13 protein-coding genes are annotated in these 12,726 nt (G+C 48.8%); 1 reads left to right on the top strand and 12 read right to left on the bottom strand.

Annotation, left to right across the window (positions count from 1 at the left end):
- Nucleotides 1-25: 25 nt before the first annotated feature.
- The 6 genes from METTU_RS17540 to dusA form a co-directional block, all read right to left on the bottom strand.
- Nucleotides 26-661: a lytic transglycosylase domain-containing protein gene (locus METTU_RS17540; RefSeq protein ID WP_006893199.1), complete on the bottom strand. Its 636-nt coding sequence runs from the start codon at nucleotides 659-661 to the stop codon at nucleotides 26-28.
- An 8-nt stretch (nucleotides 662-669) separates the two neighbouring features.
- Nucleotides 670-1,872 (bottom strand): formate-dependent phosphoribosylglycinamide formyltransferase, encoded by a 1,203-nt coding sequence (gene purT / locus METTU_RS17535; protein ID WP_006893198.1) that lies wholly within the window; start codon nucleotides 1,870-1,872, stop codon nucleotides 670-672.
- The gene (locus METTU_RS17530; RefSeq protein WP_006893197.1) at nucleotides 1,869-3,467 is read right to left on the bottom strand and encodes a MutS-related protein; all 1,599 of its coding nucleotides are present in this window, start codon (nucleotides 3,465-3,467) and stop codon (nucleotides 1,869-1,871) included. Before METTU_RS17530 ends, purT begins: the two co-directional genes overlap by 4 nt.
- A 235-nt stretch (nucleotides 3,468-3,702) precedes the next feature.
- The gene (gene hemH / locus METTU_RS17525; RefSeq protein ID WP_006893196.1) at nucleotides 3,703-4,671 is read right to left on the bottom strand and encodes a ferrochelatase; all 969 of its coding nucleotides are present in this window, start codon (nucleotides 4,669-4,671) and stop codon (nucleotides 3,703-3,705) included.
- A gap of 7 nt (nucleotides 4,672-4,678) precedes the next feature.
- On the bottom strand, nucleotides 4,679-5,221 hold the full coding sequence (folE, locus tag METTU_RS17520; RefSeq protein ID WP_006893195.1) for a GTP cyclohydrolase I FolE: 543 nt from the start codon (nucleotides 5,219-5,221) through the stop codon (nucleotides 4,679-4,681).
- Between the two features lie 171 nt (nucleotides 5,222-5,392).
- Entirely contained in the window at nucleotides 5,393-6,388 is a 996-nt protein-coding gene (gene dusA, locus METTU_RS17515; RefSeq protein ID WP_006893194.1) for a tRNA dihydrouridine(20/20a) synthase DusA, read from the bottom strand.
- Between the two features lie 207 nt (nucleotides 6,389-6,595).
- Between dusA and METTU_RS17510 the strand changes: the two genes are divergently transcribed.
- Nucleotides 6,596-7,081 carry a YchJ family protein gene (locus METTU_RS17510; RefSeq protein ID WP_006893193.1) on the top strand — a complete coding sequence of 162 codons (486 nt, stop codon included), beginning with the start codon at nucleotides 6,596-6,598 and terminating at the stop codon, nucleotides 7,079-7,081.
- 72 nt (nucleotides 7,082-7,153) lie between these two features.
- Here the strand turns inward: METTU_RS17510 and METTU_RS17505 are convergent, their stop codons facing one another.
- From METTU_RS17505 to METTU_RS17480, 6 genes are all read right to left on the bottom strand, one after another.
- Nucleotides 7,154-7,561 carry a hypothetical protein gene (locus tag METTU_RS17505; protein ID WP_006893192.1) on the bottom strand — a complete coding sequence of 136 codons (408 nt, stop codon included), beginning with the start codon at nucleotides 7,559-7,561 and terminating at the stop codon, nucleotides 7,154-7,156.
- Nucleotides 7,562-7,688: 127 nt separating this feature from the next.
- A complete protein-coding gene (locus tag METTU_RS17500; RefSeq protein ID WP_006893191.1) occupies nucleotides 7,689-8,435 on the bottom strand; it encodes a lysophospholipid acyltransferase family protein in 747 nt (248 codons plus the stop codon).
- On the bottom strand, nucleotides 8,395-8,946 hold the full coding sequence (gene gmhB / locus METTU_RS17495) for a D-glycero-beta-D-manno-heptose 1,7-bisphosphate 7-phosphatase (protein WP_006893189.1): 552 nt from the start codon (nucleotides 8,944-8,946) through the stop codon (nucleotides 8,395-8,397). Before gmhB ends, METTU_RS17500 begins: the two co-directional genes overlap by 41 nt.
- Nucleotides 8,947-9,036: 90 nt before the next feature.
- Nucleotides 9,037-11,106: a glycine--tRNA ligase subunit beta gene (gene glyS / locus METTU_RS17490; protein WP_040580978.1), complete on the bottom strand. Its 2,070-nt coding sequence runs from the start codon at nucleotides 11,104-11,106 to the stop codon at nucleotides 9,037-9,039.
- A gap of 19 nt (nucleotides 11,107-11,125) precedes the next feature.
- Nucleotides 11,126-11,683, bottom strand: coding sequence for a hypothetical protein (locus tag METTU_RS17485; RefSeq protein WP_006893185.1), 558 nt, complete (start codon nucleotides 11,681-11,683; stop codon nucleotides 11,126-11,128).
- On the bottom strand, nucleotides 11,673-12,725 hold the full coding sequence (locus tag METTU_RS17480) for an AAA family ATPase (RefSeq protein WP_006893183.1): 1,053 nt from the start codon (nucleotides 12,723-12,725) through the stop codon (nucleotides 11,673-11,675). Before METTU_RS17480 ends, METTU_RS17485 begins: the two co-directional genes overlap by 11 nt.
- Nucleotide 12,726: the final 1 nt, after the last annotated feature.

Raw genomic sequence — 12,726 nt, 5'->3', positions numbered from 1 at the left:
GCTACCCAACAGCTTATGATCCAGCTCAAGAGTGCCTGTTATACAAAGCCTTCACTATTTTGACGTAATTTTGGGTTTCGGGGTAGGGCGGAATGGAGTTGTTGTGCCGGATCACCGCATTTTCACCGGCGTTATACGCTGCAACGGCCAAGTCCAGATTCGAATCGAACATCTTGAGCAAGTCTTTCAAATAATGGGTGCCGCCGTCGATATTCTGGACCGGATCATTCCGGTTAACAACGCCGTAGCGCCTTGCGGTATCCGGCATTAGCTGCATTAAACCGACGGCTCCGGCTGTGGAAATTGCGTTGGCATCGTAAGCGGATTCCGCCTGAATAACGGCGTGTAGCAATCTGGCATCAACCTGATGCCGGTTGGCCGCCTCGGCAATAAGATCGGCGAATTTCTTTTTGTTAGTGCCCATATAGGGCAGGGCGGCGGCATAATTTATCGGCCTTGTTCGGATGATGCGTTTGTACAGGCTGTTTTTAGGCTTGTCGGTATAATAGATGCGGCCGTCATTCGCGATAAATTTATAGATGTCGGCCTGCACCTCGTTCGAGATGAGTAATGTGGTCAAGATAACGGCACAAATCTGTCTGGGACAGCTTTGCATTAACCCGAAGGGCAGGCAGGATAGCCTGACATGCATTCTCATCATATTGTCACCTATCGGTCAGGTTTAATAACGATCATCGTTGCGGCTTTGACCGCTCTGTTCCTGGCTTCATCGACAGTTTCAGCGGTAGCTAACGCAACACCCATGCGCCTGTTGGTAAATGCTTCAGGCTTGCCAAATAATCTGACTTCGCTGGTCGGCACACTAAGCGCCTTGTCCAGCCCTTCGTAAATCACGCCTTGTGCATCCAGGCCGCCCAATATGACGGCGCTGGCTCCTGTGCTTTGCATGCCGGTATCGACGGGTAAGCCTAAAATGGCTCTGGCGTGCAATTCAAATTCGTTTTGTTTCTGGGTGACCAATGTCACCATGCCGGTATCATGCGGTCTGGGGCTGACTTCGCTGAACCAGACGACATCGCCCTTGATAAACAGTTCAACGCCGAACAGGCCGAGCCCGGCGATTTCATTGGTTATTTTAAACGCAATGTCCTGTGACGCCTTGATGGCTGCGGCACTCATGGCTTGCGGTTGCCAGCTCTCGCGGTAATCGCCGCTTTCCTGTACATGGCCTATCGGTGCGCAAAAGTGAGTTTCGATTTCGCCTTGCTGATTCAGGGCGCGCACCGTCAGCAGGGTGATTTCAAAATCAAAGTCGATTTTTGCTTCAACGATGACCTTGCCGGTATCCACCCGGCCGCTGGATTTGGCGTAATCCCAAGCGGCCTTAAGTTGGTCGGCGCTTTTAACCATCGACTGGCCTTTGCCGGATGATGACATAGTCGGTTTGATAAAGCACGGATAACCGATGCCGCCGTCAACCGCCGCCTGCAACTGCTCAAAATTTTCTGCAAACGCATAGGCCGAGGTGGGGATTTTAAGCTGCTCGGCGGCCAGGGTTCTGATGCCTTCCCGGTTCATGGTCAGTTGAATCGCCCTGGCATTGGGCACCACGGTACATTGACTTTCCGCTTCAATGTCGAGCAGCGCCTGGGTCGCAATCGCTTCGATTTCCGGGATGATGAAATCCGGCTGTTCCAGTGCGATCAGTTTTTTGACCGCTGCCGTGTCGGTCATGTCGACCACATGGCTGCGATGCGCGACATGTTGCGCCGGTGCGTTCGGGTAGCGATCGACCGCAATCACTTCCACGCCGTAGCGTTGCAAGGCAATAGCCAGTTCTTTGCCCAGCTCGCCGCTGCCGAGCAGCAGGGCTTTGGTTGCGCTGTTTGATAATGCGGTGCCTATTTTCATTGTGAATCTGCCAGATAGTTGTCTATATCTTCTTTGGAAAAACCGATTTTTTTCGCCACGCGATCGGCATGACTGACGCGGGAAATGCCTGCAACCAGTTTGTAGGTCGGTGCGTCATTGGCAAACTCGACCTGCCTGGGCAAGCCTATGCCCTGAGCGACAAAATGATCGACCAGTTGATGGTTGTGGGTGATTAAGATGGTGCTGTTGCCTTTCCGGTAAAAGCCGTCCAGCACATTCGAAGACGATTCCATTTTTTCTTCGAAAGTCGTGCCTTCGGATAATTCGTCCAGCACCACCAGGCTTTTTGCGGTTGCGGCCAGGAAAATGTCTTTGGTTCGTTTCAGTTCGGTGCCGAAGCGGCCTTCGCCGTCATCCAGATGGCTGATTTCGGGGGCTTGGTAGAAAATCCGGTCGGCGACAGTCAGGGTTGCCGATTGGGCCGGAACAAAGCAGCCGATTTGCGCGAGCAGTTGGATTTGGGTGACGGTTTTGCAAAAAGCCGTCTTGCCGCCGCTGTTGGGGCCGGTGACCAGCACCAGTTTGTCGTCTTCCAAAACAAAGTCGTTGCCGACATAATCAGGATTCTGCTTGCCTAGGACAGGATTTCTGGCATCTTGCAGGTTTATCCGGTGATGCGGCGCGTCAACCAATTCAGGCAACACCTTACTGCCGCCGAATGCCTCGGAAAATTTTATAAACGACAGCAATTCGTCGAGCTGGCCCAGCGCATCCAACGTTTCGGCTACCGCCGGGGATTTTTTGAACTCATTTCTTAGCGGGATAATGCAGCTGTCCCGGTCAAAGCCGCCGACAATGGGGTAATACGCCAGCAATAAAGGTACGAAGAAAATAGTGGCAGTCGGGATGGCCTCGGTTGAAACCTGGAACATGTCGGTGGGGAAAAAATGCGCCAGCGCCCAGACGGCTGCGAAAAACAGGCTGATCAGCAGCGGTTTGAATAGCCGGGGCTTGAAAATAATCGCAGGTGAGATCAAGCCTTTTCTTTGTTCTTTGCACTGAATATTGTTTTCAGTGATGTAAACAGGTCCTTGCATCAGCGAATAAGGCCGAGATTCTGCAAAGGCTTTTATCTTGTCGAAAATACCTTGTAGATAGTGGCTTTGCGGGGCCTCTGTAGATTGAATTTGGTCGACCAGTTCCAACATAAAACGGATGCCGCGTTTATATTGCAGATAGCCGTAGCCTTCAATTTCATGCTCTTCTCGGGCGGTGCCGAAGGTTCCCAGAAATTCGCCGAACAACAGCAAATAGAAGTTTTTTTCATCGGGAACAGCCTGCTGTACGATCTGTTCCAGCTGTTCTTTGAGTGCCGGATTATTGCGCAGCTCTTCAACGGCTTGCTGTTTGGCTTTGATCTGATCCAGCTCATTCAGCGGTTGGGCTAAAGAACGGTAGAGCGCCGCCTGCCCGGCAATCGTTGATGCGTGATTAACGGCATCGAACAGTTTGTCGACTTCAATGGTGTTAAAGGTTCTTTCGTCAATAACGCCATCGCCGGTACCCAGAGCTTTGCTGGATTTGATGGTCGGCCAGCTGCTGTCTTGCCAGTTTTCTAATAGTGTTTGGTTCATCTGATTAGCCTTTTTGTCCGTCGTTTGCAACACCAAAAGTACGTATATTCAATCAATAAATATAAGCAGATTGACTAATTCACCACGAAGACACGAAGGGCACGAAGAAAAAAGCCACAATAAAAACTTCGTGTTCTTCGTGTCTCGGCAACTGCTCCATGCGTCGCATAAAGCGCCTACTGTTGGTGCTCTACCTCCTGCTTCCATGCAGTCGTTCGTGGTGCAATGTCTTAAATTAAAGCTTCTGCTCAAGCAGATTAACTATAGCATCAACATGGATTTCCGAGTCATTCAGCGCCGCGATATAACGATACTCCACGCCGCCGGACGCCATAAAAACAGCTTTGTTTTCCATGGCTATTTCTTCCAGCGTTTCCAGGCAGTCCACCGCAAACCCTGGGCAAACAACATCTATCTTTTTAATGCCTTGCCCAGGAAGATCCTTTAACGTGTCCACGCAATAAGGTTTCAGCCATTGCGCCTTGCCGAAACGCGATTGGAACACAATCATCCATTGTTTTTCATCGATGCCCAATTTTGCCGCAATCAAGGCGGCGGTTTTGTGGCACTGATGAAAATAAGGGTCGCCCCATTTAGTGAGTTGTTCGGGCAAGCCGTGAAAGGACATCAATAACAGCTCGTTTTTGCCGTGCTCCCGCCAGCTTTGCTCAATGGATTCGGCAACCGCAGCAATATAGTGACTGTGCTGGTGATAATCGCTGATAAAGTGAATGTTGGGTAGATGCCTCCACTGATTCAGCTCTTTAATCACATCGTCATAGATCGATGCAGTGGTTGTTGAGGAATATTGCGGGTACAACGGCAGGACGATTAAATTATCGATGCCCGCCGTTTTGAAGGCTTTTAACTGCTTGGCGATGGAAGGTTCGCCATAGCGCATCACATGCTGGGTAGTGACGCCTTTGGCATGCAACTTTTCGGCAACCCGCTCGGTTAATTGCAGGGTCAGGAAGATTAACGGCGAACCTTTTTCATCCCATACTTTGCGATAGGCCTTTGCCGATTTTCGGGGGCGAAAAGGCAGCACGAAAAAATGCAGTATCACCCACCACAGCGGTCTGGGCAGGTTGACCACGCGCGGATCCCAAAGAAACTCCTTAAGAAACCGCCTGACCGCCGATGTGGTCGGCGCGGTGGGCGAGCCCAGATTTGCCAGTAATACGCCGGTCTTTTTTGCGGTCATTTCAGGCTTATCGGTTGATCAGGTTTAAGAATTCCGAACGGGTGCTGATTTCCTTACGGAAAATCCCGGTCATCACTGACGTCGTCATCACCGAGTTTTGCTTTTCAACGCCGCGCATCATCATGCACAAATGCTTGGCTTCAATAACCACCGCTACGCCTCGGGCGCCGGTTGCCAGTTCAATCGCGTCGGCTATCTGTTTGGTCAGTACTTCCTGGATTTGTAGGCGGCGTGCGTACATATCGATAACACGAGCCACTTTGGACAAGCCCATGACCTTGCCTTTCGGCAAATAACCGACATGACATTTGCCGATAAACGGCAGTAAATGGTGTTCGCATAAAGAATACAGTTCAATATCCTTCACGATAACCATGTCTTCGGTATCGGCGGTAAAAATAGCGCCGTTCAGCACTTCTTCCAGGGTTTTTTCATAGCCGTTGTTTAAAAATTTGAAAGCTTTGGCCGCGCGTTTTGGCGTATCGATCAGGCCTTCGCGAGTTAAATCTTCACCGACTGCCTCAATAATGCTGGCAAAATGCTGTTCCATTGTTTCAATCCCAGTTATAAAAATAGCTGGTCAGTATACAGCATGGCGTTGGGAATTTTAAAGCTTCCGCTTCCTCGGCAATTGCTCCTGCATTGCTCTACCTCCTGCATCCATGCAGTCGAAGCTCACGCCCCTTGCCTACATCCCTGTAGGCAAAGCTTCGCTCTTTACCTAGATCCGGGTAGGCAGCGCTTCCAAAATCACCTTGATGTCCGCGCCGGGCTTGCAGGCATTTTCGCTAAGATGCCGTCGCCAGCCTCTGGCACCCGGCTCGCCATGAAACAGGCCTAAGATATGCCGGGAGATGTTGTTTAAGCGAACGCCATCGTTAAGTTCAAGTTGCTGCTGAATATAGGGGATCAACAAATCCATAATCATTTCCCGTGACCGGGGTTCTTTGGACTCGCCATAAAACCGCCGATCCACTTCGGCCAACAGATAAGGGTTGTGATAAGCCTCCCGGCCTACCATGACGCCGTCAACATGGGCCAAAACAGCTTCGGCCTGATCCAGGGTGGTGATGCCGCCGTTCAGGATGATTTCCAGCTGCGGGAAGTCCTGTTTTATTTGATAGGCCACATCGTAGCGCAACGGCGGAACATCGCGGTTTTGCTTGGGCGACAAGCCGCTCAGCCACGCCTTTCTTGCATGGATAATAAAAGTTTCGCAACCGGCATCGGCAACCGTCGATACAAAATGCACCAGCTCTTCATAAGAATCGCGCTCATCAATGCCGATTCTCGATTTAACCGTGACCGGAATTGAAACCGCCTGAGCCATTGCGGCAACGCATTCGGCGACCAGTTCGGGTTCCGCCATCAGGCAAGCGCCGAAGCGGCCGTTCTGGACTCGGTCGCTGGGACAGCCGACATTCAAGTTCACCTCGTCATAGCCGTAATCTTCAATCATCTTGGCGCAGATAGCCAGTTCACGAGGGTTGCTGCCGCCCAACTGAAATGCAACCGGGCGCTCGGCTGCGCTAAATTGCAGGAATCGGTGGTGGTCGCCGTGAATCAAGGCGCCGGTCGTCACCATTTCGGTATACAAAAAAGCATGTTGTGAAATCAGCCGATGAAAATAACGGCAGTGTCTATCAGTCCAGTCCAGCATCGGGGCAACGCAGAATTTTCTGCCGGGATGAGGTTTTTTATTTTGCTTACTTATCAATTTCTTGTCGGATAGTTGAGTTGATGAGGTTACGGATTGGCGGTGGGAGCGTGGGCGTTATGCAGTTCATCCGGTGGAACATTATAACGGGAGCCTATTCATAAACAGAAATTAGACGGGCAATCGAAGCCCAAACTGTCAGGTTTCACCCTACTATCGAATGCGGATCCATGTAAAATAAGCCAACATTTTAATAAGGAACTTCTTTTGAACACACCGACCTTCTGCCTTTGCGGATCGGGCATTGAATACGCTCAATGCTGCGGCCCATTTCATTCCGGCGAAAAAAAGCCCGTAACTGCCGAAGCTTTGATGCGTTCGCGCTTTACTGCTTATGCTTTGCATAATGCCGGTTATTTGCAGGATACCTGGGATGCCACGGTGCGGCCTGAATTGATCGATTTTTCCAAGGAAAAAGTCGATTGGCAACGCTTGGAAATCGGCAACACTAAAAAAGGCGGGGCCAAGGATGCTAAAGGTGTGGTGGAGTTTAAGGCGTATTATTTGGAGGATGGCGAAGAGTACGTCATGACTGAGATCAGCCAATTTATCAAACGCGCGGGCGGCTGGTTTTATCTGGATGGGCTGGTTAAATCCATCGGCAAGGTAGGTTTACAGACTAATCTGGGCAAAAATGCCCCGTGTTCCTGTGGCAGCGGCAAGAAGTTTAAGCGGTGTTGCGGAGCTGAGTGAGGCGGGGCATCAAGGGCGACCGGTTGGGCCGCCCTTGATTGGGCAGTTCTGATCAAGTTACTCAAAAAAACGTTATTTTTCACCTTTTGTGGGTTCTTCCGATTCCCCGATCAGGGCGGCCAAGCAATCCATCTGGCTTTCGGTATAGTTGGAGTGAGCTTCTGCAAGATCTTGTGCCGAACCGAAATCAGCGCGTAATTCTTCAAGGGTCTTTTTAGGGTCTTTAGACGAGGACAGCGTCAACATTTTTGTATAGTTACGGTAAGCGGTCAAGCGCTTGGGGTCGAGAGCAAAAATGCCGGGCATTTTGCCCGAGGTCGTATCGACGACGCATTTAGCCATGCGCTCGGGGGACAGTTTGTAGTCCTTAATGTCTTTTTCCAGCTGCATTTGCTCCAACACAGTCTCTTCATATTGTTTTTTATCTGCGCAACCGGAGAGTAATAATGCGGACAGGGAAATGAGCAGTAGTTTTTTCATGTGAGTATATTACCGTTATTAAATTGAAAATGCGCCGTGCGGCATTATACATCAGGCGCAAGGCGAAAGGCGAAAGGCAAAGGGGGCGCTCTTCTTTTTGCCCTTTGCCCTTTGTCTTTCGCCTGAATCAATCCATCTCCTTCATTGCCTGCGTTATCCAAGCCTCCGCTTCGGCATTGATGTCGGCGGCTTTGCGTCCCTTGGTCTCTATGACCGGGCCGATTTTCAGCTTGATAACGCCGGGATATTTTAAAAAACTATAGCGCGGCCAAAAATCACCGGCATTATGTGCGACCGGAATGACGGGGTAGCCGGTTTTATGCGCCAACATCGCGCCGCCGATATTGAACTTCAATACTTCCCTGGCTCCTGCGCGAGTGCCTTCAGGAAAAATCAGCACCCATAAGCCCTGGTTTAAATATTTAGTGCCTTGTTCGAGCAATGAACGTAATGAGGCGCGTTGATTTTTCCGGTTGATGACGATGGATTTCAGGGTGAGCAGCGACCATCCCCAAATCGGGAGATAAAGCAGTTCACGTTTTATGACGACTGAATGAGGCGGCAGAATATATCTTAACGCCAGCGTTTCCCACGCAGACTGATGATTGCTCAAAATAATGGCAGGCCGTTGCGGATCGATGGTTTCCAGTCCTTCCACTTCATAGGTGAGGCCGCAGGTCACTTTGGTTATCCAGCCGATAATAGCGCACCAGGCATGACCGATTTTCCAGCGTATTTTAAAGGTCGTCAGCATGCCTAGAATAAGCAATATTCCTACGATGGTAGCGGTAGAGAAAATACCCAAAAATAACAGGGCCGAGCCTATATAGTTTTTAGGTCTGGAGTCTTGATGTGAGGTGTTTTGCTGCGTCATATAAGTTCTCAAAAACAGGAATATCGAGATTAGGATTTTCAGTTAGGGTTTTTCGGCCTTTACCGGTTTTGACCAGTATCGGGCTTGCACCGACGGCCTGCGCTGCCTGGAGGTCGCGGAGCGAATCGCCGATAACCGCCATGCCGCTCAGGCTGACATGGTGGTCGGCTGCAAAGGCTTCAAGCAAGCCCGGCTTGGGTTTGCGGCAGTTGCAGTTGTCGTCCGGGCCGTGCGGGCAAAAATAGACGGCGTCGATTTTTCCGCCTTTCTCTTCGGCCATGCGCTGCATTTTTGCATGGATTTTTTCCAGCGTGGCGGCATCGAGTAAGCCGCGGGCTACGCCGGACTGATTGGTGACCACCACGACTTTATAGCCATGTTCGTTGAGCAGGGCAATCGCCTCAAGGCTGCCTTCAATCGGCAGCCATTGTTCCGGGGATTTTATGAAGTCATCCGAATCATGGTTAATGACGCCATCACGATCCAGCAATACGTAGCGGTTTTCGGGCATGGATTATAGTGCGTTCCCGCGCCGCTGGCGCGGCGCTGATTGTGTTCCCACGCTGGAGCGTGGGAACGATGAACCCTGTGGCATGTTCATTTACGATTGCAATTTGGAGATGTCGGCGCAGGTTAAGAACTGCTCGGACAACAGGTTGAGCAATGCCAGCCGGTTGGCGCGCAAGTCAAGATCATCGGTCATCACCATCACATGATCGAAAAAGGCATCGACGTCATTGCGTAAACCCGCCAAACGGTTAAGCGTCGCCTGGTAATTGCGCTGCGCCAGCAACGGTTGAATGTCATCGGCGGATTGCAGTGCGGCTTGCAACAGCTGCTTTTCTTGCGGCTCAAGCAATGCGCCGACGCTGGCGGCCGGTTGCGACTCCGATTTTTTCAGGATGTTGCGGATGCGTTTATTCGCCGCCGCCAGACTTTCGGCTTCGGGCAACTGCCTGAAGGCTTTAACCGCCTGCAAACGTTGCATAAAATCCAGCGGTTCGGCGGGAGTTACGGTGATGACTGCATCGAATTCATCGGCAGTGTAGCCCTGATCAAGACAATAGCCTTTCAATCGGTCGAAAATAAAATCGATAACCCGGTCGGATGTTCCCGATTGATCGGAAGTTGTTTTAATCTGAGCGCCGGCGAATTCCGTCAGCTCAATGATATTGATGTTGAGTTTATTCTCTATGATGGTTCGGAGAATGCCTAATGCGGCGCGGCGCAATGCATAAGGGTCTTTGTCGCCGGTAGGGATCAAGCCGACGGCAAAAATGCCGACCAGCGTGTCTATTTTTTCCGCGATAGCAAGGACTTGCCCCGTTGTGCTGTCCGCAGTCGGGCTACCGGATTGTTTGGGGAAATACTGTTCCTCAATCGCCAGTGCGACCTCTTCCGGTTCGTTGTCCGCCAGCGCATAGTAGCGTCCCATAATGCCTTGCAGGTTGCCGAATTCGCCGACCATTTCGGTCATCAGGTCGGTTTTGGCTAATAACGCGGCACGTTCGGCCAGTTCAATATTGGCGTTCAGGTGTCCGGCAATAAATTTCGCGAGATTTTGCACCCGTTTGGTTTTGGCGAAAACCGTGCCCAGATTTTCCTGAAAAACCACGCTGGACAAGCTTTCCACGCGATCTTCCAACGTTTTTTTCCGATCCTGATTCCAGAAAAATTCCGCATCGGAAAGACGCGGGGTTACCACGCGCTCATTACCCTGTTGGATGGACTTGGGATTGGTGCTTTCGATATTGCTGAAAGTGATGAAGTTCGCCAGCAAACCGCCGTCGGCATTTTTAACCGGAAAGTATTTCTGGTTGGTCTGCATCGTGGTGATCAATACTTCCGGCGGCAGCTCCAGGAAACGCGGGTCGAAAGTTCCGGTAATCGGCACCGGCCATTCGTTCAGGGCGGCAATCTCTTCCAGCAAATCGTCTTCGATATGCGCCTGACCGTGTACTGCGGCGGCGGCTTTTTGCGCCGCGTCACGGATCAGCGTTTTTCTTTGTTCAAGATCGGCGATGACGCGGCCTTGTTTATACAACACATCAGCGTAGTCTTCCGGCTTGGTCAGGGTGATTTTTTGCGGTGCGTGGAAGCGGTGTCCCTGAGTTGCCGCACCGGTTTTGAGGCCCAGGATTTCCGTGTCGATGACGCTATCGCCGTAAAGCAAAACAGCCCAATGTACCGGCCTGACGAACTCGGTAGTGAAACTGCCCCAGCGCATACGCTTGGCAATCGGCAATCCGGCGATGCTTTGACGGATAATGTCGGGAATCAGGTTTTCAGTCGCTTGGCCTTTGACGGCTTGAGTAAAGCTGAGCCATTCGCCTTTGTCGGTTTTCAGGCGTTCCAGTTGATCGAAACTGGTGCCGCAACTGACCGCAAAACCCAAGGCGGCTTTGCTGGGCGATCCGTCCGGTGCGAAAGCCGCTTGTATTGCCGGGCCGCGTTTTTCGACGGTTTTATCCGGTTGTGCTGTTGCCAAGTTTTCAATGAATACGGCCAGACGTCTGGGGGTGGCGTAGGCTTTGCTGCCGGTAAAAGTTAATTCGGCGGCGTTAAGCCCCTGGGTAATGTTGTTCAATAAGGCGTTGCTCAGTTTTAGCAAAGTCTTAGGAGGCAGTTCTTCCGAACCCAGTTCGAAAAGTAAGTGTTGTGCGGTCACGATAAGTTGCCTTTATATGTCGTTATAAGTTTATTAATTCGTGTTTATCAGCATTATAAGGATGTTCTTTTAAATACCTTGTCCAATTAGCCAATAAATTGATACCGATTGCATCTTGTTTTATTAAAGCGCGAAACAAACGTTTAAATCTTTGATCATTTTTACTGTACTCATGTTTGGTCTCATCCATGAGCTCTTTAAGTGTTATTGGAAGATCATATGCAGGGTCATCTAAAGAAATACCTACTCGTTTTGCCTCATCAAGAATCCATTGTTCGATTGGCGGATGAAATATCAAATAATGATTTTTTTCAGAATGCTTATATAGCTTTAAACAGTGCTTTTCAGTAAGTAATACAAATTTATAAGTATGAGATAAAGGTCTTTTATCGTAATCCAAAATACCTACGGAAAAATCATCATTCAATTTGTCTTTCATTACTCCAATAACTTTATTACAACTACGTTGGTGATTATAGCCACGTGTGCTACCGAATCTTTCAGGAGGAGTAATTGTTTCAACCAGGTTAGTATCGATATAACATTCTGGAATAATACGGTAATTGATATTAAAGCTCATCCGTAAATAGCTCAGAATTAAAGAAAAGGTCTAATCCATATTCATAAACATCATTTAATTCACCATCAGTCAGCCTTTTAATAACAGTCTGTCCATCCTTGAAATCAGCCATGAAAATCGCTAAATCATCACGCCTATTTTCCAAGAAGGTATCAAGAATATAAGGGCTGTGTGTAGCGATAAAAAACTGATTAGTTTCTGAGCTGATGATTTCTTTTGCTATATGCGTAATGTAAGGTGGAAAACAATGTGCTTCAGGTTCTTCAAACAATAAAATCGAATCTTCATTAGAAGCAATGGCGGCTTTAAAAAATATTATTCTTTGTAGGGTGTCGGCTATCGAATCATAAGGAAGTGAAAATACGAGGCCATCTTTTATTTCTTTCTGTATCCTTAACTCGTGATTTCCAGTATCAATAACCAACTTTAAGTTATATTCAGAAAAAATATCGCGCAGTTCTTTTTGTAATTGTTTATATTCTTGAATAACATTAAGTAAATTTGTGCCAAATGGTGGAATAAGATACGGTATATTTAAATTTTCCAATGCTGAGTTATGAATAAATTTATACTGCTTAATATCATATAATCCGCCTAACTCAGTAATATCAATATTTAATTTACTATTTACGGTTAGTTTGGAGTGTTTACCATCACTAAAAAGCAATGTAATTAATAGTTGCTCGTTATTAAGTACAAATGAGCCAAAGAGATCTCTCTGCTTTGAAGCTTGATAATCAACTCTACAGCTAGGAACATTACTACCACGATCATTATTATTCAGTTCAATAACAATCGGTTGAGTGGTGTCGCCATCAAAGAATAATTCCCGAATATTATTGAATCTGACGAATTGCGTCAGTTTTTTATTTTTATTAAGTCGGCTATAGCCGACGCCGAACAATCCAAGCGCCTCAAGAATATTCGATTTTCCAACATTCGGCTTACCAATCAGTAAATTAATACGTCTGCAATCGCTTAAAGTGACATCTTTAAGCGATTTGAAATTGGTAATATGTACCGAATTGAAGAATGTGGACATG

Origin of the sequence: Methylobacter tundripaludum SV96, assembly GCF_000190755.2 — a bacterium.
Lineage (GTDB): Bacteria > Pseudomonadota > Gammaproteobacteria > Methylococcales > Methylomonadaceae > Methylobacter_A > Methylobacter_A tundripaludum.
Note: the sequence above shows the minus strand (reverse complement) of the source record. Positions and strands in the feature narration are given on the sequence as shown.